The sequence below is a fragment of the Spirosoma taeanense genome (assembly GCF_013127955.1).
Lineage (GTDB): Bacteria > Bacteroidota > Bacteroidia > Cytophagales > Spirosomataceae > Spirosoma > Spirosoma taeanense.
This window is the reverse complement of sequence record NZ_CP053435.1, coordinates 4,649,517-4,675,528: the sequence shown is the minus strand read 5'-3', so window position 1 is coordinate 4,675,528 and position 26,012 is coordinate 4,649,517. Positions and strand designations below refer to the sequence as shown.

Annotated in this window: 23 protein-coding genes; 3 read left to right on the top strand and 20 right to left on the bottom strand. The window is 52.5% G+C overall.

Features of this window, described 5'->3' with window-relative positions; translation table 11 throughout:
* Window positions 1–67 precede the first annotated feature (67 nt).
* The 5 genes from recA to HNV11_RS19400 form a co-directional block, all read right to left on the bottom strand.
* Entirely contained in the window at window positions 68–1,159 is a 1,092-nt protein-coding gene (recA, locus tag HNV11_RS19420; protein ID WP_171741242.1) for a recombinase RecA, read from the bottom strand.
* 125 nt (window positions 1,160–1,284) lie between these two features.
* On the bottom strand, window positions 1,285–4,293 hold the full coding sequence (locus tag HNV11_RS19415) for a patatin-like phospholipase family protein (RefSeq protein ID WP_171741241.1): 3,009 nt from the start codon (window positions 4,291–4,293) through the stop codon (window positions 1,285–1,287).
* Between the two features lie 160 nt (window positions 4,294–4,453).
* Window positions 4,454–4,987 (bottom strand): hypothetical protein, encoded by a 534-nt coding sequence (locus tag HNV11_RS19410; RefSeq protein WP_171741240.1) that lies wholly within the window; start codon window positions 4,985–4,987, stop codon window positions 4,454–4,456.
* Window positions 4,988–5,124: 137 nt separating this feature from the next.
* The gene (locus tag HNV11_RS19405) at window positions 5,125–6,366 is read right to left on the bottom strand and encodes an ABC transporter permease (protein ID WP_171741239.1); all 1,242 of its coding nucleotides are present in this window, start codon (window positions 6,364–6,366) and stop codon (window positions 5,125–5,127) included.
* Between the two features lie 142 nt (window positions 6,367–6,508).
* Entirely contained in the window at window positions 6,509–7,321 is an 813-nt protein-coding gene (locus HNV11_RS19400) for an alpha/beta fold hydrolase (RefSeq protein WP_171741238.1), read from the bottom strand.
* A 144-nt stretch (window positions 7,322–7,465) separates the two neighbouring features.
* Here HNV11_RS19400 and ggt point away from each other — a divergent pair, with 144 nt between their 5' ends.
* Window positions 7,466–9,271, top strand: coding sequence for a gamma-glutamyltransferase (ggt, locus tag HNV11_RS19395; protein ID WP_171741237.1), 1,806 nt, complete (start codon window positions 7,466–7,468; stop codon window positions 9,269–9,271).
* Between the two features lie 53 nt (window positions 9,272–9,324).
* Here ggt and HNV11_RS19390 read toward each other — a convergent pair whose 3' ends face one another.
* From HNV11_RS19390 to HNV11_RS19360, 7 genes are all read right to left on the bottom strand, one after another.
* The gene (locus HNV11_RS19390; RefSeq protein ID WP_171741236.1) at window positions 9,325–9,915 is read right to left on the bottom strand and encodes a DUF4142 domain-containing protein; all 591 of its coding nucleotides are present in this window, start codon (window positions 9,913–9,915) and stop codon (window positions 9,325–9,327) included.
* Window positions 9,916–9,997: 82 nt separating this feature from the next.
* Window positions 9,998–10,915 (bottom strand): flavin reductase family protein, encoded by a 918-nt coding sequence (locus tag HNV11_RS19385; protein ID WP_171741235.1) that lies wholly within the window; start codon window positions 10,913–10,915, stop codon window positions 9,998–10,000.
* Between the two features lie 62 nt (window positions 10,916–10,977).
* Window positions 10,978–12,177 carry a fumarylacetoacetase gene (fahA, locus tag HNV11_RS19380; RefSeq protein ID WP_171741234.1) on the bottom strand — a complete coding sequence of 400 codons (1,200 nt, stop codon included), beginning with the start codon at window positions 12,175–12,177 and terminating at the stop codon, window positions 10,978–10,980.
* A 69-nt stretch (window positions 12,178–12,246) separates the two neighbouring features.
* Window positions 12,247–12,684, bottom strand: coding sequence for a MarR family winged helix-turn-helix transcriptional regulator (locus HNV11_RS19375; protein WP_171741233.1), 438 nt, complete (start codon window positions 12,682–12,684; stop codon window positions 12,247–12,249).
* A gap of 112 nt (window positions 12,685–12,796) precedes the next feature.
* Entirely contained in the window at window positions 12,797–13,522 is a 726-nt protein-coding gene (gene phhA, locus HNV11_RS19370; RefSeq protein ID WP_171741232.1) for a phenylalanine 4-monooxygenase, read from the bottom strand.
* Between the two features lie 77 nt (window positions 13,523–13,599).
* Window positions 13,600–14,724: a 4-hydroxyphenylpyruvate dioxygenase gene (gene hppD, locus HNV11_RS19365; RefSeq protein WP_171741231.1), complete on the bottom strand. Its 1,125-nt coding sequence runs from the start codon at window positions 14,722–14,724 to the stop codon at window positions 13,600–13,602.
* A 58-nt stretch (window positions 14,725–14,782) separates the two neighbouring features.
* Window positions 14,783–15,961 (bottom strand): homogentisate 1,2-dioxygenase, encoded by a 1,179-nt coding sequence (locus HNV11_RS19360; protein WP_171741230.1) that lies wholly within the window; start codon window positions 15,959–15,961, stop codon window positions 14,783–14,785.
* 246 nt (window positions 15,962–16,207) lie between these two features.
* Here HNV11_RS19360 and HNV11_RS19355 point away from each other — a divergent pair, with 246 nt between their 5' ends.
* Window positions 16,208–17,107: a nucleotidyltransferase family protein gene (locus tag HNV11_RS19355; RefSeq protein WP_171741229.1), complete on the top strand. Its 900-nt coding sequence runs from the start codon at window positions 16,208–16,210 to the stop codon at window positions 17,105–17,107.
* Between the two features lie 73 nt (window positions 17,108–17,180).
* Here the strand turns inward: HNV11_RS19355 and HNV11_RS19350 are convergent, their stop codons facing one another.
* The 7 genes from HNV11_RS19350 to nusB form a co-directional block, all read right to left on the bottom strand.
* The gene (locus HNV11_RS19350) at window positions 17,181–17,753 is read right to left on the bottom strand and encodes a DUF4136 domain-containing protein (protein ID WP_171741228.1); all 573 of its coding nucleotides are present in this window, start codon (window positions 17,751–17,753) and stop codon (window positions 17,181–17,183) included.
* Between the two features lie 100 nt (window positions 17,754–17,853).
* Window positions 17,854–18,480, bottom strand: a complete 627-nt coding sequence (gene coaE / locus HNV11_RS19345; protein ID WP_171741227.1) for a dephospho-CoA kinase — start codon at window positions 18,478–18,480, stop codon at window positions 17,854–17,856.
* A gap of 16 nt (window positions 18,481–18,496) precedes the next feature.
* Complete coding sequence (locus HNV11_RS19340) at window positions 18,497–19,192, bottom strand: YbbR-like domain-containing protein (RefSeq protein WP_171741226.1); 696 nt, start codon at window positions 19,190–19,192, stop codon at window positions 18,497–18,499.
* Window positions 19,193–19,284: 92 nt separating this feature from the next.
* Complete coding sequence (yajC, locus tag HNV11_RS19335; RefSeq protein ID WP_171741225.1) at window positions 19,285–19,608, bottom strand: preprotein translocase subunit YajC; 324 nt, start codon at window positions 19,606–19,608, stop codon at window positions 19,285–19,287.
* 27 nt (window positions 19,609–19,635) lie between these two features.
* Window positions 19,636–20,091 carry a DUF1573 domain-containing protein gene (locus tag HNV11_RS19330; protein WP_171741224.1) on the bottom strand — a complete coding sequence of 152 codons (456 nt, stop codon included), beginning with the start codon at window positions 20,089–20,091 and terminating at the stop codon, window positions 19,636–19,638.
* Window positions 20,092–20,197: 106 nt separating this feature from the next.
* On the bottom strand, window positions 20,198–20,500 hold the full coding sequence (locus HNV11_RS19325; RefSeq protein ID WP_171741223.1) for a YtxH domain-containing protein: 303 nt from the start codon (window positions 20,498–20,500) through the stop codon (window positions 20,198–20,200).
* Window positions 20,501–20,586: 86 nt separating this feature from the next.
* Complete coding sequence (gene nusB / locus HNV11_RS19320; protein ID WP_171741222.1) at window positions 20,587–21,723, bottom strand: transcription antitermination factor NusB; 1,137 nt, start codon at window positions 21,721–21,723, stop codon at window positions 20,587–20,589.
* A 153-nt stretch (window positions 21,724–21,876) separates the two neighbouring features.
* Here nusB and HNV11_RS19315 point away from each other — a divergent pair, with 153 nt between their 5' ends.
* On the top strand, window positions 21,877–22,581 hold the full coding sequence (locus tag HNV11_RS19315; protein ID WP_171741221.1) for a hypothetical protein: 705 nt from the start codon (window positions 21,877–21,879) through the stop codon (window positions 22,579–22,581).
* Here HNV11_RS19315 and HNV11_RS19310 read toward each other — a convergent pair.
* Window positions 22,538–25,639 (bottom strand): ligand-binding sensor domain-containing protein, encoded by a 3,102-nt coding sequence (locus tag HNV11_RS19310; RefSeq protein WP_171741220.1) that lies wholly within the window; start codon window positions 25,637–25,639, stop codon window positions 22,538–22,540. The genes HNV11_RS19315 and HNV11_RS19310 overlap by 44 nt on opposite strands.
* Window positions 25,640–26,012 lie beyond the last annotated feature (373 nt).

The window sequence follows — 26,012 nt, the reverse complement described above, 5'->3', positions numbered from 1 at the left end:
TAAATAAAAAAGCGATGACCGGAAAACCAGCCATCGCTTCTCATGCTGAAAGAAACAGCACTGTTGATTAATCGTCGATTTCGCCTTCGTCGTCATCTTCGGTAGCACCAATGGGATCGAGCAGGGCGTTTTCGTCTTCGTTGATCTTCGCGCGGATTTTACCTTCCAGCTCAGCCATCAGTTCCGGATTATCGAGCAGCAGCTCTTTAACAGCGTCGCGGCCCTGCGCCAGACGGCTGGTACCATACGAGAACCAGGAGCCCGACTTCTTAACGATGTCCATCTCAACGGCCAAATCAAGCACTTCGCCTACCTTTGAGATGCCCTGACCATACATGATGTCAAACTCAACTACTTTGAAGGGAGCCGCCAGTTTGTTCTTGACAACCTTCACCTTTGTGCGGTTACCTACTACGTTGTCGGCACCTTCCTTAATCTGACCAATGCGCCGGATGTCTAACCGAACAGACGAATAGAACTTCAGTGCGTTACCGCCCGTCGTCGTTTCGGGGTTACCGAACATGACGCCGATCTTTTCGCGCAGCTGGTTGATAAAAATGCAGCAGCAGCCGGTTTTATTGATCGTACCGGTCAGCTTCCGCAGAGCCTGCGACATCAGACGGGCCTGCAGACCCATCTTGCTTTCGCCCATTTCGCCTTCAATCTCGGCTTTTGGCACAAGAGCAGCCACGGAGTCAATAACGATAATATCAATGGCGCCGGAGCTGATCAGGTGCTCCGCGATTTCGAGAGCCTGCTCGCCGTTATCGGGCTGCGAGATAAGCAGGTTTTTGGTATCAATACCTAGTTTTTCAGCGTACACCCGGTCAAACGCGTGCTCGGCATCAATAAAAGCTGCCAGACCACCCGCCTTCTGCGCTTCGGCGATGCAGTGCATCGTAAGCGTGGTTTTACCCGATGATTCAGGACCATAGATTTCGACGACGCGGCCGCGTGGCATACCGCCGATACCCAGCGCGAGATCCAGCCCCAGTGAACCCGTCGAGATAACCGGAACGTCCACAACTTTGCTTTCGCTCAGGCGCATAACGGTACCTTTACCGAACGCTTTATCTAGTTTCTCAATGGTGGTTTGCAGGGCTTTTAACTTGCTGTCATTAGCAGATGCTGTGGCTTGCGCCGTATCTGATTTTGCCATGTTAGGATGGTTGTTTAAACAGATAAAATTAGCGAAAAAAGCTCGGATTACCAAACGCTTTCCGGAAATAGTTAAGAGGTTTTTGGGTCTGAAAAAACGGCCTGAAATGAGCAGAAATGCAACTTTTAATTACAGCTACAAGACCTGTTAAGTGGGGTTTGCGCAGTTCCCGATTTTCGGGCGATGTAAGCCTCCAGGGACTTCATTTGTGGTGTGTTTAACAGACAGCACAACTGCCTTGCGGCCGTGGCGTTCAACGAATCGGCAGCCGTTGGTGATAAGTACCAGCCCAGGGGATATTGATGCCCTCTGGTTCGGTCGAGCGAAAAATTAATGTACGTGAACTGCAGGTCATTTGGCTGGTCGTTTAAGGGATCGGAATGTTTCTTGAGGGTATAGGCAACCAGTTGATCCAGGGCGAAACCCTGTCGGCCGGCTGCGCTCAGGAAGCCGGTTAGTGGTTCGCTCAGAAACCGGAAGGTTAATTTAGCTGCCGCATTATCAGTAGCCTGTCCGTTGTGCAATGAAAGCAGATAATACCGGACTCGGTATCTGGTCGTGTCCCGCTGGCTTAGCTGCTGCAGACGCCGGATAAGCTGAATAGCAGTCATGATACCCGTGTTTTCAACGTAGCCGCCATCAATGAGGTGAAAGGCCGGAAAGCAGACTGATTTCATATTGGGCAACTGACCGTCAACCCGTCCTCCGCTGGTCACGAATGGGAAACGAGCAGACAGGAAAGTTGCGGTTTTAAACGGTATGTCGGCTCTGGTGACCGCGAACAGATCAACGACATCGTAAAAATGGCTGTTGGACGCCTGTTTGTTCGTTGGTGACAGGGGCGGGTTGCCCAAATTCAGCGGTGATAAAAGAGCCTTCTGGCCGGTTTCAGCGACGGACGAGTTCAGAAAAAGAAGCGGAAAGCGGGTACTGTCGGCCGGTGAGTCGTAATAGGTAAGAAAAGACTTCTCCAGTGTCAGGCGTACTGCCTCCCTCTCGTCTGGTATATGATCAAACAACGCCTTCTCCCAGGCGTCTTCGAGCCACCGATTCCGGTCCAGTGCATAAACAGGAGCAGGAGAAAGATTATGCACACCGCCCCGAAACAGCATTGAAGCCACCGTAGGGGCAATCAGATCGTGCGACACAATATCCCTTGACTGAGCGCCTATCAAGGATAAATTATGAACTCGGGCAGCATTGGCACGCTGTAGGGCAATATAGGTCGCTGCGCCAACACTACCACCTGATACGCCACTAATGCCGAAAACATACCGGCTAAAATCCGGAATCAAACTGTCTAACTGGTACAAACAAGCGGCTGTCCAGGCTGCAGCCCGGATACCTCCTCCCTCCGCAGCAATGATCACTACCGGAATTTCGGATGTGTCTGTCAGTTTCTTTGTTCGATCCCGATACCACCGATCGAAATAATTCTCAAAGGTGGGGCGACTGCTGACGATGGCGGCTGTATCAGGGGTTTGCCGGATGGCGCTGTTATCATTGAACATAGAGACTATCAGCGCATACAGGACTACGATCAGAATAAGCGGATAAAGCGGGAGTTTATTAAACTGGATCAGGAGCGTTCCCAGATAAGCTACTGCACACAGCCACAGTAGCAAGACGGCGTGTAAACCAATAAGCTGCGCAACCGTCAGGCCTACGGATGGAATGAAGACGAGCAGCAGAATATTCAGTAAGGCCTGGCCAAAGATCATGCTGCCGGGAATCAGACGTACCAGTAAGGCATAATCGCGGGTAGGCGTTGTTGAAGTGAACAGCAGCATCTCGGTTTCTTCGTTCGGCCGGTGACTGCGCCAGAAGCGGTAAACCGTAACCAGACCTGTCAATATCAGCGCGATTATCAGCAGCACAAATCGGAGAATATACAATGGGGTATCCCGTTCGATGGCTGGCAGGTCTCTATAACTACTAACAAACGCCCATCCCGTAATCACAAAAGGCAGTGCGACAAAAACCAGGGGTAAAAGCTGGACAAACCTGTAGTCGGAGAAGTGGTTGGTCAGCGTATTCGCCGATATACTCACCGATTGCGTAGGGGGCGCTATGCCTTTGATCGGTTTCAGGTACAGTAAAATCTTGCTGGTCACGTAAAGCATAGCGCCTAAGCCTACCAGAGTCAGAAGCAGAAACAACACGGTTCCTGCAATCTGCAAATTACCCTTAGTAGACAGCCATAGAAAGAAGATTTCGTCGAACTGGTCCAGATTGATGATGATGCCCATGAAAATGAGCAGGTAAATCAGAAACTGAACCCCGAGTAAACTACTCCAGAAGGCCAGGAGCCAATGAAATCGTCGTTTTTTCGGGTCGCCGGGCGGCTTTCCCCGGTCGTTAAGGCGTTGCGATAAATTGGGGTTTGCCGTCTTTAGCAGGGTTGCCTGCTTAACCTCCGCCATGTAGTGCTGCTGGGTTTGGGCGTACGTCTGTATGCTATTCTGTTTGATTGCATAAGCTTCTTTCTGGCCTGGACCTAACTCAATAAATGAGTAGAGTATACCCAGCGGATGAAGCAGAATATACCAGACAGCCGCGACGACAGGAAAAAATTTTAGAATGATGAGTATCGTCCAGAGCCAGGGCAGCCCGGACGTACCTGAATCCTCTTGGCTATAGAACCAGGTGTTCATTATGATATTTTCGATGAAGTCGGCGGTCATTCCGACTAGTACCAATAAGGCTATTATCAGCCCCATGCGCTTCATGAACCGGGCGGTTGGAGTATGAAGCTCTGAGCCATCGGCACCCACAACAAACAGCGAGTGAAGCGCAAAGAAAACGCACCAGGTAAACAGCGTAAGACCGTAGATGAGGATGAATCCATTATCGATCAGAATCTCCAGCTGGGCCAGCTGCTGCTGGCTGGCGCTCCAGGACTGAATAGTAAGAAAAGGTGACTGATGGCTAAAGGCCAGTTTTTGGCTTAAGGCATGGATATGGTACTCGCCGAAAGGAGACTCCAGAAAAAGCAGAACCGAGGCCACCAGGATAGATAACAGTAGCAGAGGAACACGGTAGCGGTACCATCGTTTGGCGAACTGCTCCATGCGGAGCGATAAATGGGAATCGCTGCTGGATTCCGGTGAATTTTGGGGAAGGGCGGAAAGCATGATGAATAGTGGTCAAGGAGATGCATAAAGTTTGCTATTCAACAGCTAAAACTCAAAGGATCAGTAACTAAACGGTCGGGTATTCATTCATTTCGACGGGCCATAAAAAGGCCATACGCTCCGGAGCGTATGGCCAACCATATTGTTTAATATAGGCGATCTATAACGTCGAATCGGCAGTCATAGGCTGTTGCTGAACGGGCTGCTGGGGATATCCACCCTGCGGATTACTCTGCTGTTGTGGATAGCCGGGCTGTTGGTAACCCTGCTGCGGTTGGCCCTGGGGCTGATACCCCGGGTAAGCTGAAGCGTCGCCATAAGGGCGCTGGGTTGAGCCAATGAATTCGACATTGGTAATATAATATTTGGTTTCGCCGTTCCAGGGTAACTTCAGAATCTTCTCCTCATAATGGAGCGTTACCCGCTGTCCGGTTTTGACGGCTTCGGTAATTTGTTTGGCAACAGCCTCGTCTTTCACCGAGAAATCGAAGTACTGGGGCGTCAGCGAACCGGTTTCGCCCGAGAAGCCACCAACGTTCAGGACGCCTTCGTAAGTTTTGAAAATATACCCCCGGCGACTGAATTTAGAAACCGTGCCGGCGCGTTCGCCGTCGCTGAAACTCCAGCCGGTCAGGATATATAAGACGCCAAAAACGACTAATAAAAACAACAGGAAATACAGTAACCCTCGCATGGAACTTGGTTGTTTAGTAGCGGTAAGAACGCTCAAATAGACAAAAATTTTCAGATATAACCAGAAAGGGAACAGCGCGGCCCGTGAATTGTTCGCTGACACTGGAGAACAGACCCGTGACAACTACCGAAACTGAATTATTTAGCCCGAATGGCAATGACCGGGTCGAGCCGGGCCGCCGAGAAGGCCGGAATAATACCCGACAGGATACCGATAATGCTCGATACGCCCAGTCCAAGCGCAATATTATCGGCGGTTAGCTGCAGTTCCAAACTGCCCAACTGCAGGAACGACAGCAAATAGACCAGTACAATACCGGCCAGCCCACCCACCAGACTTAGCAGAACCGCTTCGAACAGAAACTGAAAAAGAATAAAATAATTTTTAGCGCCCAGCGATTTCTGAATACCGATAATATTGGTTCGTTCCTTAACGCTGACGAACATAATATTGGCTATCCCGAAACCGCCGATCAGGATGGAAAAGCCACCAATTACCCAGCCTGCTACTGTCAATACAGAGAAAATGCCGCTGATGGCTTTAGCGGCCGCTTCGGGTCGGTTAATGGCAAAATTGTCGTCCTGAGTGGGCCGTAATCCGCGCCGGGTGCGCATCAGTCCTCTAATCTCGCTTTCGAGTTCGAGCAGGCCTTCGTCATCGCTGTAGCCCTTGATAGCGATGTTTATACTGGGGTTTAGCGAATGGAACATCTTGGCAAACGCGCCGTATGGAATCAGGCATTTAACGTCGGGATTACCACCCACGTTGAGCAGACTTTCTCCTTTTCGCTCCTGAACGCCAATAACCACGAAATTCAGGCCGTTGAGCTTAAATGGTTTGCCGATGGGATTCTGACCGGGAAACAGGTTGTCGACTACATCGGCCCCGATTATAGCGACATTGCGGGCTACATCAATTTCCTGCTGGGTAAAGTACCGGCCTTCTGAAATGGGTACGTCAGATATTTTATTGTAATCGAACGTAGTGCCCTGAATGAGGGCCAGCATGCTGTTATTGCCCTGCTTGACCGTAACCCGCCCTTTAAAGTCCATGGCTACTACGGCCTGGGCATTTTCGAGTCGTTCGCTCAGGAAGCGATACTCCGTGTAGTTGACCTCAGGCCGCTGAAAATATTTCCACCATTGATATTCAGTCCCGAACGTCCAGGGCCATTTGTCGAGGTAAACTACTTTGTCGCCAATAAACGACAGACTCGTTCGGATATTTCGCTCCAGCGAATCGACCAGGGTGAAGACGGCAATGATGGCAAAAATCCCGATCGTTACGCCCAGCAGCGACAGCGTCGTACGCAGCAGATTTGAACGCAGGGCCTGCCACGCGAACCGAAAACTCTCCAGGACCTGACGAAAAAATTGCATGGCGTTCTGATTTGCTTTCACCAACCTTACGAAAGCCGTCGAATGGAAGAAACAAAGGGTTAACAAAATAACGATTTACAAAGGCCAACCCCAAAGAGTTTCGGACAAGTATGGGCTACGGCCGGATAAATGGTTGGTTTGGTCAGCGGTTCGAACTGTTAATTGACTTCAGAAACGACGTAATGGCCTCGTTGACGGCTTCTGGCTGCTCAACGCTGGACGAGTGACCGGCCCCCGGCACAATCACTAACCGCGAACCGGCAATGTTGTCGTGAATCCGCTGTGCTTTGGCTGGTACCGTCGCTACGTCTTCGTCGCCGACAATGACAAGCGTAGGGGCTGTAATGTTTTTTAGCTCATCGAACACACCCTTACGATCAATGGCGCCCTGAACCGCCCGGACAATTGTACGTTTGTTCTGTTTCAGCTGATCAATCCAGTGTTGGCGTTCGGCGGCTCGGCTAGGGTCGGTCAGGAAGGTTTTGCCAAACATGATTTTCATCACAGGGTCTACTACCGGCCAGGTCCCCAGCCACTTTACCACCGTACAGAGTCGCTGGTATTTGGGTACATTTTCAGCCGGTTCCGGATCGGCAGAGGTTTCAAGCAATGTGAGTGATTTAATCAGGTCGGGTCGCCGGGCAGCCAGCCGCATGCCCATAAAGCCGCCCATCGAAAGCCCCGCAAAATGGCACGGGCCAACCCCTAACTGCTCAATTAATCCGACAACATCCTCGTAGACCGTATCCATGTCGTAGCCTTCCCGCGTAACGCGGCTGCGGCCCTGTCCCCGATGGTCATACGTAATAACCCGGTAGCGATTGCGCAGAGCGGCCACCTGGCTGTGAAACATATGGCCGCTCCAGAGAAGCCCATGCGAGAAAACAATTGTTTCAGGCCCGGTACCGGTTGACTCGTAGTACAACTCAGTGCCATTCGTAGTCAAATAAGGCATAGGCTTTTTTTGTTGAAAAATACCATTTTTCGATAAAAGATGGGCTGTGCCGCAGCTATACTTCCGATGTTCTGACTGTCTGAGTCGTTCGGATAAACCTATTTTGTAGTTTAGGGGATTACAACCGCCTAACCGAAAGTCCGTATGGAAAAACGCATTGCTCTTTACTCGGCTTCTCTTTTCATCGCTCTAGCCATCGCGTCCTGTAAAACACAGTCGCCCTCTGGCTCAGCCGATTCAAAAGTCAGCCAAAGTCAGGGGGTTTATCAGTACCGTGACGAAGACCCAACCGTAAAGCCGTTCTTCTCCGACCGGCAGGGCGTAATCGGGCGGAACGGCATGGTGGCGTCGGCGCATCCCGAAGCGTCGCAGGTCGGGCTGACCATCCTGCAGGCCGGTGGTAATGCGGTGGATGCGGCCGTAGCGGTTCAGTTTGCTCTGGCGGTGGTCTATCCCGGCGCGGGCAACATTGGCGGGGGCGGTTTCATGGTTTACCGCGACAATGCCGGAAAAGCTTTTACGCTCGACTACCGCGAAAAAGCACCCGGCCGGGCCACGCAGAATATGTATCTCGACTCGCTGGGTAACGTTCGGCCGGGCCTCAGTATCAGCGGCCATCTGGCGAGTGGCGTACCGGGCTCGGTCGATGGGATGGTTGAAGCGCACAAACGATTTGGGAAACTGCCGTGGGCGCAGGTGCTGCAACCGGCCGTTGATCTGGCTCAGAAAGGATTTGCCCTGACAGTGCGCGACGCCCTCGGCCTGAACCGGATCAAAACAGACCTGAATACCATTAATCCCGGCAAGCCTTATTTCCTGAAAAGCCTGCTCCCGACCGATACGACAACCTGGCACAAAGGCGATATACTAGTGCAAGCCGATCTCGCCCAAACGCTGCAGCGCATTCAGGCGCAGGGACGGGCGGGTTTCTACGAAGGCGAAACGGCGCGGCTGTTAGCCGAAGAAATGCAGCGCGGGGGCGGACTGATTACCGAAGAGGATCTGCGAAATTACCACGCTGTCTGGCGTAATCCGCTTCAGGCGAAATACAAAAATTACAACGTCATTACGATGCCGCCAACCTCCAGCGGGGGTGTTGCGCTCATTCAGCTGATGCGCTTTACCGAGCCCTTTCCATTACGTCGGTGGGGCTGGAACCGCGACAGCACCGCGCAGGTCATGATTGAAGCCGAACGGCGCGTGTATGCCGACCGGGCCAAATTTCTGGGTGATCCCGATTTTGTGAATGTGCCGGTGGATAAACTAATCAGCCCGGATTACCTCCGCACCCGCTGGACCGACTTTTCGTTTGCCAAAGCCACCGACAGCCGGGCCGTGAAGGGTGGCACGATTCCGGGCTACGAGAGTCTCGAAACTACCCACTTCTCCGTTGTTGACAAAGAAGGCAACGCTGTGAGTATAACCACTACGCTGAACGGCGGTTACGGCAGCCGCGTGGTGGTGGGTGGAGCCGGGTTCTTTATGAACAACGAGATGGACGATTTCAGCGTAAAGCCGGGCGTACCGAATATGTTTGGACTGATTGGTAATCAGGCGAATGCCATCGCGCCCAACAAGAGGATGCTGTCGTCCATGACGCCGACGATTCTGGAGAAGGATGGGAAGCTGTTTATGGTGGTTGGAACGCCGGGCGGCTCTACGATTATTACGTCGGTATACCAGACGATCCTAAACGTAATTGAGCACGGGATGACAATGCAGCAGGCGGTCAACGCGCTGAAGTTTCACCACCAGTGGTTGCCTGATAAAACGATTTTTGAGAACGGAGCCTTCTCCGACGCAACGATTCAGGCCATGCAGAGTCGCGGTTACGTGCTGGAACGGCTAACCAATACCCTGGGTCGGATGGATTGCGTGCTGGTTCGGCCAGACGGATCTTTCGAGGGAGCCTCTGATCCAAGGGCCGACAATACAGCTCGTGGCTATTAGGTTTTAGCAGAGCCAGTACCTAAATGCATACAACGGAACTGGCTCTGTTTTGCTTAATCCAGCGCCTTTCGGAGCTGTTTTGCCTGTTCTTTATGCTTCTTATCGTTGTTAAGCACCTTTTTGGCGTAGGTCTTGACGGCATCGGTTGGGGCATCATCCCGGAGGTCATCGGCAATATCGAGCGCGTCGTCGTTCACGCTGGTCATGTAGTCGAGGTACTGGAGATCAAACTCCGTGCTGGTGCGCATGTCGCTTAATCGGCCCACCTGATTTTTGCTGTCATTCGATAAACCAACCGGCAAGACCACGTTCATCAGCTTAGCCAGGTTCTGGAGTTCCCTGTCTCCCTGCTGATGGTCGGTCATGATCTGTCGGGCCAGAATCTTTACCTGCGGATTACTCGCCTTCTGAACAGCTAGTTTACTCAGTTCATACTCGGTCTGGCTGCTGTTCGCCAGTTCAACCATGTTTTTGGTTACGCCCTTGGCCTCATCTTTGGCATCGCTACTGATGGCCACGGCCTGTTTATCAATACGTTCGGCATTGATTTTTTCTGCCTTTTCGGTGCTGTCGTTACGCGATGAGCAGCCGTAATTTAGGATAAGGCCAACGAGCAGGAGAGCGGTTACTCGGTTGGATTTCATGTTCTTGAGTAGCGTTTGTTGTCTCCTTAGAACGGATAAACGTAACGCTTGTTCGAATACAGGGGAGCGCTCAACGTAATCCTTATTGCCGATGACCTTCAACCGGATTGGCAATGAGGCTGGTTTGGAGCAGTGTCAGCCAGGCTTCCCGAATGTTGTTGGCCGTCAGCAGTTGTTTGGCTCGCAGATGCAGCAAATCGGGCAGGTATTGGCAGCCGTAATGGGCTTCGTCAACTAACTCGTTCAGTATGCCCGTCGCCTGATACTGGCGGATTTCCTCAGGGGTGGGCATGGTGGGAAAGCTGCCTAATTTCCCCAAGTCGTTACCCGTCAAAATGGCGCTGTTACGAATGTCGGCCGGAATGCCGTCTACGCCAATGCCTACTTTCGGGCGGGCCACTTCAAACAGCGCATCGCCATTGGCCCGGCAGTACCAGTCGGCGCCCAATCGGCCAATAAGGTCAATCTTGCGGGGGTCTATCAGGTTGTTTTCCCCGAAAATGTCGTCGTGGAAGTGGGCCGTTACTACCTCACAGATAACCAGGTTGGCGGCCCCCGGCCCCGTGCCGGTCGCGATGATCTGCTTGACGATACATTCAAACGCGGCTGGCGATTCAGCTACTCGCGGTGGTCGCACCCGATCGGACTGAGCCTCTGTAAACCCTGCTTTAACAAATTCATTTACGCCTTTTTCGTATTCGGCGCTGGCGAGCGAAACCTGCTCCACCATTGCGTAACTGACAATGTTAATTACCACTTCGGCAACTTCGTGCAGGTTATCGAGCGTATTTTTCTGCTGCCCCAGCCGGTTTACGTTCGGCGAAAAAACCAGCGTCGGCGGATTCGACCCAAATACGTTAAAGAAGCTGAATGGACTTAGATTCACGCGCCCAACGGCATCAACCGTGCTGGCGAAAGCTATCGGACGCGGGCCAATGGCGCCGGTCAGGTAGCGATAAAATTCCAGTTGTGTTACGTCGGCCGGGTTAATGGTTTTCATAATTGTGAACGACAAATTGAGCCGCCCGGACACCAGTGAACGTTGTCAAGGCGAAAAATCACTTATTGAGCTGACGGCTGGATGGTGCCGGTTACTTCGCCGAACTTAAGGGTATGGCCGTGTTTAATGGAAATGCCGCGCATCGTAACGGTATCGCCGTCCTGCAAAAATGTTCGCTTTCTACCCTCTGGCTCGGCAGTCTCGCCCGGCAGCACCAGCGGCCGTTCGCCATTCCAGCTCAGCTCCAGCAGCGATCCATACGAACCGGGTTCGGTACCTGAAATTGTGCCGGAGGCCAGCACATCGCCAACGTTCAGGTTACAGCCGTTGACGGTATGGTGGGCGATCATCTGCGCAAAGCTCCAATATAAATACCGGGCATTCGTCTGGCTGATAACCACATCATTCAGAAGCACTTCGAGGGTTAAATCAAAATGGTTTGAGATAGTGCCTTCCGTTGGGGACGATTGCAGGTAGGGCAACAGGGCTGGCTCTTGCCTCGGACTTTCAACGCGAAACGGATGTAAATCCTCAAACGGTACCACCCAGGCCGACATGGATGAGCCAAAGTTTTTACCCAGAAAAGGTCCCAAAGGCTGATACTCCCACCGCTGAATGTCACGCGCCGACCAGTCGTTGAACAGCACAAGGCCGAAAACATAGTCTTCCGCGTCGGCGATGGATACGGGCTGGCCTAACCTGGATTCTTTACCAATAATGAGTCCCAGCTCCAGCTCAAAATCAAGCGCCTGCGATGGTCCGAACGTCAGTTTGCCACCCTGCATAAATTGGCCCTGCGGCCGACGAATGGGTGTGCCTGACACAACAATGGATGACGCCCGACCGTGGTAGGCTACTGGCATCTGTTTGTAATTCGGCAGCAGCGGCTCGCCATCCGGCCGAAACATCCGCCCGACGTTTTCGGCATGGTGAATCCCCGCGTAAAAATCGGTGTAATCACCGATACGTACCGGCAGGTGCATCATCGCCCGCGACTCACGAATAAGCACCTGGTCGTGAACTCCCTCGAACGCTACGTTTTCATTGGAAAGCAGGTCTTTAATCCGGTGGTTCACCGCCTGCCAGGTAGGCTTACCGAGCTTCATGAAGTCGTTCAGCGTAGGTCGGGCAAATACGGCCGGATCGAGATTCAGCTCGCTGAAATAGCCTAACAGGCCGACCACTTCCAGATCAAGAATATGATCGCGGTGTTTGAAGCCAACGCGGGGGCTGGCAATGTCGTAACTGAAGATTCCGTACATAGAGTCAGTAACGCGGGCCGTCAGTTAGTGTTTACGTCAACCGGGCTGACAACCAGCCCCGGTTGGCAATCATTCGCTTACATTCTGATAAATCGAATCCATAATCCGGACGAGGTGGTGATAATCTTCATCGCTTAAACTACCCCAGCCCTTCCGGCGCATGGCCGATACAACCGGCAGCACCTCGCCGTGCTTTGCTTCGCCGGCTTCGGTCAGATACACCAGAAACTTTCGGCGGTCGGTGTCGGCCATGCGCCGTTCGGTCAGACCCTTCTGGCAGAGCAGGTCAATAATGCGGGTAACCGTAGGTGCATCCTTGGTCGTCAGTTCCGAGAGGGTATTCTGACTGATGCCCGGATTGCGAAACAGGTGATCGATAACCACCCACTGATCGACCGTCAGACCAAAGGCTGCATCGTTGAACTGCTTCTGCAGCGCATTACGAATTTTCTTGATGGTGGTATCAATCTTGAAGAAATAAGCCCGGTTATCAGAAGGATGGGTCATCGACTAAAAGCGCATAGGTTATCATTACGGCAGTTGTCGTCATCGTGGCCAACGTAAAACGTAATGCAACACCCAATGACGACTTACTGCCGCGAAGCTAATGACCAATTAGTTAACTAACCAGTAATCCCTCCAGCGTCGCTTCGATCTCCGGCACGGAGTGGTACAACTGCTCGTAGGAATCGATCACGAAATACTGCTCCTGAAAATGATCAATGATATAGGGCGTTTGAAGCAGCGTAGCTACGTCATACGGTATTCGTTTAGGGACGTCGCTTTCCAGGCTGTAAATCGTCTCACCCGGCGATGAAAGGATGCCCCCGCCGTAAATACGCAGCCCATTGGCTTCCCGAATCAGCCCAAATTCGACGGTGTACCAGTAGAGCCGTGAAATCATCTCAATAGCTTCTTCGTGATCGACAAACCGCAGAGCAATATGACTCAGGGCCGCCAGAAAGTCGCAGAAAGCCTGATTCGTCAGCACAGGCACGTGCCCGAACGTATCGTGGAACATATCGGGCTCGGGCAGGTAATCGAGCTGATCGCGGCTGCGTAGCCAGGTCGTTGCCGGAAACCGGCGGTCGGCCATGAGTTCAAAGAACTCGCGATTGCCAATCAGTCCGGGCACGGCTACCACGCGCCAGCCCGTCAGCGGGGCCAGCCGCGGGTTCAGATCCCGTTCAAAGTCCGGAATCCGCACGTTCGGAAAACCCGTCGCGATTATCCCGTCCATATACGCCTGACTGGCCCGGCCGGGTAACCGCTCCATCTGCCGCTCGAACAGGAGTTTCCAGACCGCCTGATCGTCGTCAGTATATTTTGAATAATCCTGAATCATGATATTGAGTGAGTTGGCGATTTAGTGATTGAGTGAAAAGAGCTAACCCTAATTCACTCAATCGCTCATTCACTAAATCATAATGTTCCCCGTAAGGCCTGTTCGCGTTCGATGGCTTCGAAAAGCGCTTTGAAGTTGCCTTTTCCGAACGAGCGGGCGCCCTTGCGCTGAATGATTTCAAAAAACAGCGTTGGACGTGGACAGATCGGCTTGGTGAAAATCTGAAGCAGATAGCCTTCGTCGTCCCGGTCGACCAGCACGCCCAGCGGCCGGAGCGTCGCAATCTCTTCGTCAATGGGGCCGACGCGGCTGGCCAGATCGTCGTAATAGGTGTCGGGCACGGTCAGGAACTCAACACCCCGGTCGCGCAGCGCCATCACTGTTTCAACGATGTTGTCGGTAGCAACAGCAATGTGCTGAACGCCCGGTCCACCGTAAAAATCGAGGTATTCCTCAATCTGCGACTTTTTCTTTCCCTCGGCAGGTTCATTGATCGGGAATTTGACCCGACCATTGCCGTTGCTCATGACCTTGCTCATCAGGGCCGTGTATTCGGTCGAGATGTCTTTATCATCGAACGAAACGAGCTGCTGAAACCCCATGACGTCCTGATAGAACTGCATCCATTTGTTCATTTCATTCCAGCCCACGTTACCCACCATGTGATCGACGTACTTCAGGCCCACATCAGTCGGGCGATAGGCTGGATTCCAGGCTTCATAACCGGGCAGGAAAGGGCCGCTATAGTCGTTCCGCTCAACGAATACATGCACTGTATCGCCGTAGGTATGAATGCCCGACCGGACCACGTAACCATGTTCATCCTGCTCGCGGGTTGGCTCCATAAACGCCCTGGCACCCCGGCTGGTGGTTTCCTCAAACGCTTTGGTAGCGTTGTCGACCCACAGAGCCACCACCCGAACGCCGTCGCCGTGCTGATCCAAGTGCCGACCAATTGCTGAGTCGCCATGCAGGGGCGAGGTCAGGACCAGCCGGATTTTGCCCTGCTGCACAACGTAGGATTCGCGGTCGCGTAGACCCGTGGCCAGTCCGGCGTGGGCAACGGGCTGAAAGCCAAATGCCGTCTGAAAATAATGCGCTGCCTGCCGGGCATTGCCGACGTAAAGTTCCAGATAATCCGTGCCGTTGAGCGGCAGAAAATCGTCGGTTAACTGAGGTTCTAAAAGATCTAAGGCTTCCATTACGATTTGTTGATGGTTGTTCAGGTTTGGGTAACAGCGCGTAATTCTGGTTTTCCAGTTACTCCAGCCACGATTTGTAGTACGTTCCATCGTCAATGGCCAGGGCCTGCTCGGTAATCATGAGCGGCCGGAACGTATCGACCATGACCGCATATTCAACGGTTTCTTTCTTGCCAATACTGCGCTCCATGGCGCCGGGAGCCGGACCGTGTGGTATGCCGCCCGGATGCAGTGTAATGTGACCGGGCGCAATGTCGTTGCGGCTCATGAAATCGCCGTCAACGTAATAGATCATCTCGTCGGAGTCGATGTTCGAGTGATTATAGGGCGCCGGAATCGCCTTGGGGTGGTAATCGAACAGGCGCGGCACGAACGAACAGACCACGAACGTATCGGTCTGGAAGGTCTGATGGACTGGGGGCGGCTGATGCACCCGACCCGTAATGGGTTCAAAATTCTGGATGTTGAACGCATACGGATAATTGTAGCCATCCCAGCCAACCACATCAAACGGGTGGCTGGCGTAAACCAGCGAGTGCAAGGCGCCCTGTTTCTTGATTTTAATCAAAAAATCGCCGATTTCGTCGTGGGTTTCGAGGCTCTGCGGCCGCCGAATATCGCGTTCGCAGAACGGCGCGTGTTCGAGCATCTGCCCGAAGTGGTTGCGGTACCGTTTGGGCGTATAGATAGGCGAGTGCGACTCCACGTATAATAACCGCGGCTGCTCGGAAGTCTCGAACTCAATCTGATAGATCATGCCGCGCGGGATGACCAGATAATCGCCATAACCAAAGTCGAGTGAGCCAAACAGCGTCCGGAGCCGCCCTGAGCCGCGATGAACAAATAGCAGCTCATCGGCATCGGCATTTTTATAGAAATACGTTGTCAGGCCCCGGCGCGGAGCCGCCAGCCCGATGATGAGATCGTTGTTGACCAGCAGCGGCACCCGACTCTCCAGAAAATCGTCGGGCGCAGTGGTTATAATTGGCTCAACCTTAAAGCCGATCAACTTACGCGCCAGCATATTCTTCGCCACAGCCAGCTTTGGCGTTACGTCCACGCTTTCCAGAACTTCGCGAACCATGGTCGGGCGGTGAATATGATACAGCAGCGACGACATGCCATCGAAGCCGATGGTTCCGAACAGTTGTTCGTAATACAATCCAGCCTTGTTCGGCATGGCAAACTGCGTGTGCCGCTTAGCTGGAATCTGACCGAGTGAATGATAAAAAGGCATCTGCGTGATGAAAAATAATTACTTGTTAAAGCAACTATTGTTTTGCTCACAATTATAACGACAACTACCAGAAATAGAATATTGTTAAGAAAAAATTTTATAAATAAATGATAAAGCGGTTATAGAGGAGGGAGTGTAGCTTTCGGTAGGTAGCCCGATGCGTTTTTCCTAATTTTGGCCGGGCAACACGTGCCGGGCAATCTTTGCCTTATTTGACGATCGACAACTGTTTTATCAGACTTAAAAATGCAACCTACCCTTCTGATCCTGGCAGCCGGTATGGGCAGCCGTTATGGTGGTATCAAGCAGCTCGACCAGTTCGGGCCGAACGGCGAAACCATCATGGATTATTCGTTATTTGACGCTATCCGAGCCGGTTTTGGCAAGGTGGTGTTCATCATTCGGGAAGAACTCCGCGCCGATTTTAAAGAAATATTTGGTAAAAAGTTGGCCGGTAAAATCGAGGTGGATTATGCCATTCAGGCATTGAATTCATATGTACCGGCTGAGGTAGGAGAAGTCGTCCGGACAAAACCGTGGGGAACGGGCCATGCTATGCTCTGCGCCAAAAACCACGTTGACACGCCGTTTGCCGTTATCAATGCCGACGATTTTTATGGTTTCGAAGCGTTCCAGCTAATCAGCGACTTCCTGAAGACCAATACCGACGATCAGCTTCACGCTATGGTCGGCTACGAAGTAAAAAATACCCTGTCGGAGAATGGGTCGGTGTCGCGGGGCGTATGCGACGTAGGCGAAAATGGTAACCTGGCGTCGGTAATCGAGCGGACAAAAATCTACGAGAAAGACGGGCAGATTGTTTTCGAAGAAGCCGATGGATTAACCCCACTGGCACCCGACACGCCAGTTTCTATGAATTTCTGGGGTTTCAAACCCTCTGTTTTTCCGCTGGTTCAGCACCAGTTTGAAAGCTACGCCATTGCCAACATCAATGCGCCCAAGGCCGAGTTTTATATTCCGACCGTGATGACGAATCTGATTCAGACCAACACGGGCAACTGCAAGGTGTTTCGTAGCCGCTCGGCCTGGTTTGGCGTCACTTACCCGGAAGATAAGCCAACTGTTCAGGCTGCGCTCCGGAACCTGCATGACGAAGGAACTTATCCGACAACGCTCTGGCCCTAAAGTTAATGCACAGAATACAAAACGGCCCCGACGTACTGTTAGGTCGGGGCCGTTTTGTATTCTCATCAACTACCTAGCTATTCCGATCGGGGAATTTCTCGGTGATTCGTTCCACTTCGCGGGTCAGTTGCGCAGTAATCCGGGCCGGATCAGCAACGGCGTTCTGAATAGAGCCCCGCCACACTAACTGGTGCGTGCGGGCATCGACCATATCAACTACCAACGTACCGGACTGATACTCCTGCTGAACGTACTGCTGTCCGCCCCAGCCCCACCAGCCGGGGCCCCAGCCCGCATAACCCCATCGACCCCAGCCTAAGTAAGGACCATAGATTGGCGAAACAGGCTGTGCGACGGTGCGTGTTTTGTCTTCAACAAAGAAGTGATAACCCACCAGCAGATCCGGGCGCGATTCAACTTGTTGAAGGCCCTTATCCTGCAGAACTTTTGCCATCGTATTTTCGACGCTCTCTGTTGCCAGCTGGTTGTAGTACAATGGATTTTGTCCTGCCTTAACATCGGAATCCATCCAGGCAAATGTTTTATACTTGTTAAAGTTAACCCGGCTGTTGCTATCGACAGTTACCCGGGGGGAACAGCTATAGATTACGGTCAGTAATCCAGCTACCATCAGGAATTGTTTCATAACGTATTTGTTGCTTAGATTTTTCCTATGGAACTGGTAGATATATCGAAAGGTTTCAGAAAATCTGATCGAATTATAGGGTGGAAAGTATCCTCTCTGACTACCGTCTGGTAACGCGCTGTTCGGCTGCCTGTCGCAAAAATTCGTGGTGCAACGCCATAATTTGTGGAAGCAATAACTGCCTTTCGTCGTTTTCGAGTACGTAATCAGCGATACTGAGCCGCTCAGCGTCGCTGACCTGGCGGTTGATGATGTTGCTAATTTCCTGATCGGAGCGGAACGGGTCGCGCAGGCGAATCCGCTCGATACGCAATGTTGCAGGGGCCTGTACAACAACCACTTTGTGCAGCGTATTATTGGCGCCGGCGGCTCCCATCAGGGCGGCTTCCTTGATCACGTAAGGCTGGGCTGCGTGCTCATTCGTCCAGCCCAATGTATCGGCGGCCACGCGGGGGTGAATAACGGCATTGAGCCGGGACAGTAAGACAGGATCAGAAAATACCTGCGACGCCACCCAGGCCCGGTCATAACGCCCGATTGGGTCATATGCATTGGGTCCCAGCACCCGGATTATGTCTGCTTTCAGGATAGGGTCGTGTTCCGTAAGCCATTTCGCGCGTTCATCGGCTTCATAAACCGGAATACCGAGGGCACGGAATACACGGCATACCAGGCTCTTGCCCGACCCAATACCGCCCGTTACGCCAATCTGCAGGGGAGCTTTCATGCGTTGCGAAGACCCGTTACTGACCCGGTGGAGAGAGGAGTTCGCCAACTTCAAAACTCACCGCAACGCGGTCGGTGCTGGTATGCAGGAGCGGATGGCGAAAATAGTTCAGCGGGACTTCTTCGTCGTAGTTGTCAACAATACGTTTGCGGGGAATCTTCACAAACACCGTATCTGACAGCCCGCGCACGAGGTGTTCCGGACCTTCAACCTGAATGGTACGCGGGGTTAGGTTAATTACGCTCGACACAATAAAACGAGGGGCCAGATTAATGTGCAGACTATCGGGCAGGAGCCGGATCGTTTTGATCATGCGCCGGTCAAAGCCCATTTCGAGCGTATCGGCCACGACGTAATTTACGTGCAGTTTTTTTATGTGCTCAGCCAGCGCTGCGGTCAGCGAGGAGGTATTAATAACCGATGCCTGCAAGGGGTTTTTGACCATGTAATCGACCGGCTCGACCCGGAACGGCAGCCACGAATGACGTAGCAGCGCCCAGCCATCGCCCGAAACGTTTACGCGCACGGTGCGGGGGAGGGGCGTGGTCGGCACATATAGCGAGTCGTTATACACAAACCGCACCGGATACTCTACATTCAGGGTGTAGCCATTTCTGTTTAAGGCGCTCAGAAACCAGAACAGCGTGGCTGCGCCCAAACAAAGCAATGCTTTTGTTGGCTGGAATGGGCGGGCGTTTTGAGCGGGTATCACAGATAAAACAGGGCAGTTGCTGAACGTGGGTATAGGAAGCCGGGCTGGTGTGCTGACCTATCAACAGCACAGGCGCAACTTGGTTTAAAGCCTTACTTTTCGGTTTCTTCGGGTTTGGTAATGGTAGCTTCCCGCGAAATAGACGACTTTTCAAAGACCATCTTTACGCCCCGGTCAACTTCAAGAGTTACGGTTGTGCCTTCAACGGATACGATGCGGCCGTGCAAGCCACCGATGGTTACGACATTATCTCCTTTTTTAAGGTTTTCCACAAAGTTCTTCTGATCCTTCTGCTTTTTCTGTTGCGGACGAATCATGAAGAAGTAAAAAACGATAATGATACCGACCCATAACAGCACATTGGAGATCATTGATGTGTTGGAGCTGGCCGAAGCCTGTAAAAGAATGGAGTACATAGTCTGGGTGATAAAAAGGTTGGCCTGTTAAGAATTAGAACCTGTTGAATCCGATTTCGGCTTCACCATAGCTCTGAACTGAAGGTCCGTCATCGACGGGTTCGTATTGGCGAAGACCGTAACGGTCTTATTCTGCTCTCCGCTTTTGCCGCGGCTGTTAAACCGAACCCGGATAGAGGAAGTAGCGCCGGGGGCTACCGGTTCGCGTGGCCATTCGGGCGTTGTGCAGCCACAGGAAGCGGTTATGTTGTTGATGATCAGCGGAAATTCGCCCGTGTTGGTGAATTTGAAAACATGCTCAACCGTATCACCTTCGGTCAATTGCCCAAAGTCGAAGACACCTGTCTCGGCGAAGGTAATCCTCGGCATTTTCTCCGACGCTGCCGCCTTTGCCGTTTCGCCCTGTTGCCGGTTATCGCAGCTAAACTGCCCGAGACCAATACCAGCCAGAGCCGCGACGAGAAGCCAGTTTCTGATGTGCATCTGTGAAAACCAGATTGTGATAGGCTGTTTATAGTTAGTGGCTGGCAGCCACAGGATTTCTGCTATGTCAGCCAACCACAATCCGTAAAAGCCTTTTTAACGTAATTTATGCGTTCTGCTGCTTGATCTGCGCCATCAGCCGATCAACGTCCTCGAGGAGCCGTTCGGCCTTCTCGCGGGCGTCGTTCACCACGCGCTGGCCTTCATTCTTCGAAAAGTTCTCCGGCAGATCGGCTGAGTTCAGCAGGTCGTTGATCATGTGTTCGAGCTGTTCGCGGTATTTCGAGAGTCGAAACGACAATCGGTCACGCGTAATCTTGCCCTGTTCGGGGGCATACAGTAAGCCTATAATAGCGCCAGTGGCAATTCCGGTCAGAATAAAGGTTAAATCGCGGCCAGTTCTGCTCATTGCAAAAAGAGTTTTTCTGTTATACAGTTGATGAGTAACGAAAGTTACCGGGTTTATCCAGCGGTCATACTCTATAACTGCGTAACTTATTTATTGTCTAACAACCCGCGTCCACTCTTACGTAAACGCCCCGTAGCCTGAAGCTTTTCGGAAAGGTTGTCGAGGATTCCATTGACAAATTTACCGCTTTTAGGCGTACTGTACGCCTTTGCCAGTTCGATATATTCATTAATGGTCACCTTTATTGGAATGTTGGGGAAGTTAAGCAACTCGCAGACAGCCAGTTTAAGGATAATCTTGTCGAGAATGGCTACGCGCTCCACATCCCAGTTTTTCAATTGATCGGCCAGCAACTGCTCATACTCGGCGTCGTTTTCGAGCGACTTCTGAAACAGGGTATTCAGGAAAAGCTCGTCTTCTTCCCAGTCATCGGTGAGGGGTTCGAGTTTCAGGCCGGTCGGGCCCTGAGCCGATTTGAGCGTACGGATGGCCAGTCCCCGCACCACCTCGCTGTTTTCAATCCAGCTCAGGTCAATCTCGGCCAGGTGGTCCCGGATAACTTCATGTTTGAAAATCAGCGTCCGAAGAATGTACTGAACCAGCGCCTGATCTTCATCGGACGTGTGCTTTATTTTCTCGCAATAAGCGCGGTAGGTTTCGTCGGTTTTCAGGACTTCGCGCAGTGCCTTGCGCACAAAGCCGAGATCATCGGCCCACGAGATGCCATGCCGCACAGCTTCGTTCTGCAGCGGCTGATGCGCGGCCAGCGCCTGCACAACACCGTTGTCATTGAGGTCTGATTCGAAAGGGAATGGAGTTTCGTCAACGTCGCGGTACTGACGCTGGCGATCAATGCGGGCGGCCTGTCCCAGTTCAACGAGTAATAGCAAAACGCGGAGGTAATCTTCATAAATGCCGTTTACCTGCTTGATCATCATCTGAGCCAGGTGCTGGCGATCTTTCTTGCCCCGGATCTGGTAAAACAGCAGACCGTCGTTCGCTGCCTTGAGCACTTTCTGGGGCGCATCTTCGTCCTGAGCGGGCTGATTGGTTTTGATGGCTTCTTCAAAGAGCAGACCCGCAAGCTGTCGATAACCTTCCAGTTGCCGTTTGTCCTGCGGCACCATCGAGTTGAGGTCGGGCTGGAAAAGATCAGCAATGCCGTCGAGGGCCAGTTGCTGGTTAGAGAATTCGGCCTGCCGAAGAGCGTATAACGCCTGCATGACCTTGATTCGGAGTAGTCGCCTGTTGAGCATCCCGCCTAAACTATTTAATCTACCGATAAAAAAAGAACTGTCTGAATTGGTTGCAAAAATACGGTCAATTCCCTAGTTTTCCCAACTGAACCGTATGACTTAACCTTTACTGCCTCTTACATGTTCCTGCTTCGTTCGCAATCTGGCGGCCGTCGGCATGCCTTCCTTCTATCTATTGTTCTTCTGGTATCGGGTTGTGGCCCGGCCCGTTACGCCTACTACCAGTCTCAGGCTACTACGTTCGAACACCAAAAACCAGGATTAGCCGTTTTGACGGCTTCGACCGACACGTTACCCCGGAGCGCTGACCTGTCGGAAGCATTAGCCCGGCCCGTGTCTGATGAACCCGGAGCCGTAGCTGAGCCGATTCCCTCGGTAAGTCGGTCAGCCAGTAAAGCTGGTTTAGCCGATGAGAAATCTTCCCGGCATCGGAATCCGGATAGCTACCAGGGGCATCGCTTCAGCCGGTTACTGGGGGCCGTAACAGCCGCGCACGTCGCGCCTAAGTCGCACCAGATTGACCGACACAGTACGAGCCGGAAAACCTACAAACCGGCTCTGATTGCGCTGGGCCTGGCCGTGTTGTCCTTTGGATTATTGTTCGTACCGGGCGGCACAACAATGGCCTGGGTGCTGGCCGTCAGCGTTCCGCTTTCGGCAACTCTGCTGGGTGTAGCCAGCCTGACAACCATTAACCGCAACAAAGAGCACTACCGGGGTAAGGGCTGGGCGATGGGCGCCATTCTCCTCGGAACGGGTGTACTTGGTCTGGCTTTGGTGGCTATGGCTGCCCTGTCGATTTCGAAGATCGTCTGGGAGCGATAAGCTTATTTTTAATCACGACCTGATGGCTCATCCCACCGGTTGGTTTCGCTAAAATAGTGAACTGGCCCTGCAGACGGTTAACCGTTTTGCGGACATTCCGCAGCCCGATACCGGTTGCTGGCGAAGTGACCCGGGGATCGTACCCCCGGCCATTATCAGAGACCGTCAGAAAAACCTCGTTATTCTGCTCATACAGTTCAACGTCGATTACGGTAGCCTGAGCATGCTTCAGAACGTTATTGATCAGTTCTTTGGCAATCTGCAACAGGGCCTGCTGATGCGATTCGGGCAACGGTTCGTCGAGCGCGTGCGTGAAATTGATCTCGGGTTTTCCGGACCCGCCGTTTAGCTGGCTAACGAACTTACTCAGGGTCATTGCCAATCCCTGCTGTTGCAGGCCGGTGGGCATGAGTGCGTGTGATATCTGCCGAAGGTCGGTTATGATCCGATCAGCCTGTTCGATAGTGCGTTCCAGTACCAGGCGCGTAGGTTCGGTTTCTACGTCTTCGCTGGCGGCCTCCAACTGTAATTTTAAGGCCACCAGATCGGGGCCGATGTGGTCGTGCAGATCCCGGGCGATCCGTTCGCGTTCCGCTTCCTGCGAGACTGCCTGAAGTTTGAACTCACGTCGCTGCCGACGTAACTGCCCGACCAGATATGTGCGAAAACTTACATAGCCGATCAGTCCGGTTAAGAACACCAGCAAGGCTACGAACCAGCTTTTTTGCCAGAAAGGCGGTACAACCGTTACGACCAGCCGGCGCGCGGAAGGGGTCCAGCGTCCTTCGGCGTCAGCCGCCAGCACCTCGAAGGTATATTGGCCGGCGGGCAGATTGACGTAACGTGCCGTATTGACGATTCCGCTTTCCACCCAGTCCTGATCATAGCCCGTTAATCGATACCGGTAGCGGTTCATTCCCTGACTAACGTAATCAATTGCGCCAAACTGTAGCGTTACGGTGTACTGCTGGGGCAACAGTTTCAGGGTGTTTAGCTCGGTTACGTTCGAATCAGGCTGTATGGGCTGGTCATTGATGAGCAGACCGGTCAGCGCTACGGACAAGGCATGGGGCCGGGCCGTTTGCTTCAGCGGGTCAAACCGGAACAGACCAATGGTGCTGCCAAAATAGAACTCGCCCGACTGAGCCTTCAAAAATGAATTGCCGTTGAATTCGGTCGGCGGTATGGAATGAACGCGCCGGATTTGACCCGTATGCGGATTCAACACGGCAATGCCCCGGTTCGTACTGATCCAGCGATTACCGGCCTGGTCGGGCAGGCAGCTATAAACGACATGGTGTGGGAGGCCATCCCGCTCAGTCCAGTGACGCAGAATTTTTCCATCTTTAGCCTGTAGCAAATACAGCCCCTGCAAGGTAGCTACCCAAAGGCGACTGGTATCTGTATCGGGCGAAATGTCATAGACACTGACTGCTGGCAGCGCAGTATACCGTACGCGTATCTGGTTGCCTAAATCTTCATAACAGACCAGATCGTGCAGACGTCTGCCGGCAAAAAGCCAGCGTCGCTTCTGGTCGTAGTACAGGGCCCGCGTGAACCATGCGTCTTGGTCGGCCAGCAGTCGAAACCGGTTGGTGGCTGGGTTGAGCAGGTAAAGACCTTTTAGGGTGCTGACGAAGAATTGACCGTCATCCCGTTCGGCCAGTTGATAGATGCGGCCTCCGGCGGGCAGGGAGTCAGAACCGGCACCGGTAACCCGAACAAACCGGTCTGAAGTCTCATCGTACCAACTTAGATCATTACGTCCGCTGCCAACCCAGATACGCTTCTGACGATCTTTATACAAGGTTTCAATTACTTTGGACGGTAGTGCGCCCGGCTCGTTTGACACGGCGTAGTGCCGAATCTGGTCGGTTTTTGGGTTCAGGACATCAATTCCATTCAGGTAAGTACCAATCCAGATCTGACCATGCCGATCTTCCTCGATCTGCATCACGGTATGATCGCTTAACGTGGGTTGTCGCAGCGAATCGTTGTTATAGTGGCGCACGCCGTGTATATCCGGAATCAGCTGGTCCAGTCCCGCCGGATCGGCATTGCACCAGACAATGTTCTCTTCATCAATGAGAAGCTCGGGTATTGCCTCACTGGCAATGCTGTTTGGATCATACGGATTATGGTGCAGGGAAGCTACCCAGCCTCGTTGTGCAAGGCCAAAAATATAAATCCCGGCATTACCTGATGGGACCCATAACTGCCCCCGCTGATCGGGTACAATGGCCGTGGGAATGCTCGTCCCAATAGCAGTCGGGACAGGATACGTCTGACTGTCGCCGGTAGCGGGGTTCAGGGCGATTAAAACGTCGGTATAAGCGAGCCAGACAAGGCCGTTGGACGCCAGGTAGAGCGTAGAGAAAGGCCGTGGTGCTCCCGCCTGGTTATCCGTACGACTGCTGAAAAACGAGCGGCTCTGCTTGGTTCGGTAATTATAGCACACAACCCCGTTGTCGGGCAGCAGAAGCCAGATCTCGGCCGATTCGCGCCGGTGTTTAATGTATTGAATGTCGTGCGCCGGATTGTGGCGCAGCAACGACGAGTGCAATTTAGACCGGCCTGTGCGCCAGTTGAAGCTCATTAAACCTTGAGCTTCGTTAATATACCAGACCTCCTGACTGTCCGCGTCAATAACGTGCGTCATGGTCCGGATAGGTTTACCGTTACGATCTCGGGCAAAAACCGTTTTGAAACGATTTGTTGCGCGAACGTAGTGATTCAGGCATTGCTCCGTGCCAAACCAGAGGTCGCCGTTGGGCGTTTCGGCTAGTCCATTACCTGTATTGCCGGTTGGGCCGGGTCGCGATTGATTCTGGTCCGGAGGCTCCGTTGATGGCGCATAATTGACAAATCGTGTTCCGTCAAACCGGGTGATTCCATCCTGGGAAAGAAACCACAGATAGCGCTTTGAATCCTTCAGCAGGTAGTAAGCGCCCCCGTTGCCTAAGCCATCCTGTAAAGTGTAATGACGGACGCGATACTGCGCCTGGGTTGAAAGGGCCAGCCACGCTGCGGACAGCGTGAGCCATAATCTGTAGTTCATCGTGCATGGTGTGGTAACTGGATGGCAATAAGACGATTAATGACCTGCTATTGTTTACTGCGTTTTTACGAAACGGTGATTCGGAGGGCATCTACTCCGTTTAGTGTAGCCATCCGTTTAGTTAATCCGTGAAGTAATATATATTAGGCAAATCCGGGCAGAAGGCGCACCCTGATAGGAGAAAGGCTTTTTGAGCCGGTTCGTAAAATCTGACTGAGCCGATATTCGCCCGGATTTTGCAGACCCTGACCGCCAAAAGAAGTAGATAAAAATCTACTCTTTTCGGGGGATGTATACGCTTAATAAGGAACGTACTTTTGACTTGCTAATCTATCCACACCATTTTTTATATTTGTTTAAAATCTCCGCACCA

Excerpts from the sequence above, each read along its gene's own strand:
- recA (WP_171741242.1), bottom strand. The coding sequence starts at position 1,159 with ATGGCAAAATCAGATACGGCGCAAGCCACAGCATCTGCTAATGACAGC.
- HNV11_RS19415 (WP_171741241.1), bottom strand. The coding sequence starts at position 4,293 with ATGCTTTCCGCCCTTCCCCAAAATTCACCGGAATCCAGCAGCGATTCC.
- HNV11_RS19410 (WP_171741240.1), bottom strand. The coding sequence starts at position 4,987 with ATGCGAGGGTTACTGTATTTCCTGTTGTTTTTATTAGTCGTTTTTGGC.
- HNV11_RS19405 (WP_171741239.1), bottom strand. The coding sequence starts at position 6,366 with ATGCAATTTTTTCGTCAGGTCCTGGAGAGTTTTCGGTTCGCGTGGCAG.
- HNV11_RS19400 (WP_171741238.1), bottom strand. The coding sequence starts at position 7,321 with ATGCCTTATTTGACTACGAATGGCACTGAGTTGTACTACGAGTCAACC.
- ggt (WP_171741237.1), top strand. The coding sequence starts at position 7,466 with ATGGAAAAACGCATTGCTCTTTACTCGGCTTCTCTTTTCATCGCTCTA.
- HNV11_RS19390 (WP_171741236.1), bottom strand. The coding sequence starts at position 9,915 with ATGAAATCCAACCGAGTAACCGCTCTCCTGCTCGTTGGCCTTATCCTA.
- HNV11_RS19385 (WP_171741235.1), bottom strand. The coding sequence starts at position 10,915 with ATGAAAACCATTAACCCGGCCGACGTAACACAACTGGAATTTTATCGC.
- fahA (WP_171741234.1), bottom strand. The coding sequence starts at position 12,177 with ATGTACGGAATCTTCAGTTACGACATTGCCAGCCCCCGCGTTGGCTTC.
- HNV11_RS19375 (WP_171741233.1), bottom strand. The coding sequence starts at position 12,684 with ATGACCCATCCTTCTGATAACCGGGCTTATTTCTTCAAGATTGATACC.
- phhA (WP_171741232.1), bottom strand. The coding sequence starts at position 13,522 with ATGATTCAGGATTATTCAAAATATACTGACGACGATCAGGCGGTCTGG.
- hppD (WP_171741231.1), bottom strand. The coding sequence starts at position 14,724 with ATGGAAGCCTTAGATCTTTTAGAACCTCAGTTAACCGACGATTTTCTG.
- HNV11_RS19360 (WP_171741230.1), bottom strand. The coding sequence starts at position 15,961 with ATGCCTTTTTATCATTCACTCGGTCAGATTCCAGCTAAGCGGCACACG.
- HNV11_RS19355 (WP_171741229.1), top strand. The coding sequence starts at position 16,208 with ATGCAACCTACCCTTCTGATCCTGGCAGCCGGTATGGGCAGCCGTTAT.
- HNV11_RS19350 (WP_171741228.1), bottom strand. The coding sequence starts at position 17,753 with ATGAAACAATTCCTGATGGTAGCTGGATTACTGACCGTAATCTATAGC.
- coaE (WP_171741227.1), bottom strand. The coding sequence starts at position 18,480 with ATGAAAGCTCCCCTGCAGATTGGCGTAACGGGCGGTATTGGGTCGGGC.
- yajC (WP_171741225.1), bottom strand. The coding sequence starts at position 19,608 with ATGTACTCCATTCTTTTACAGGCTTCGGCCAGCTCCAACACATCAATG.
- HNV11_RS19330 (WP_171741224.1), bottom strand. The coding sequence starts at position 20,091 with ATGCACATCAGAAACTGGCTTCTCGTCGCGGCTCTGGCTGGTATTGGT.
- HNV11_RS19325 (WP_171741223.1), bottom strand. The coding sequence starts at position 20,500 with ATGAGCAGAACTGGCCGCGATTTAACCTTTATTCTGACCGGAATTGCC.
- nusB (WP_171741222.1), bottom strand. The coding sequence starts at position 21,723 with ATGCAGGCGTTATACGCTCTTCGGCAGGCCGAATTCTCTAACCAGCAA.
- HNV11_RS19315 (WP_171741221.1), top strand. The coding sequence starts at position 21,877 with ATGTTCCTGCTTCGTTCGCAATCTGGCGGCCGTCGGCATGCCTTCCTT.
- HNV11_RS19310 (WP_171741220.1), bottom strand. The coding sequence starts at position 25,639 with ATGAACTACAGATTATGGCTCACGCTGTCCGCAGCGTGGCTGGCCCTT.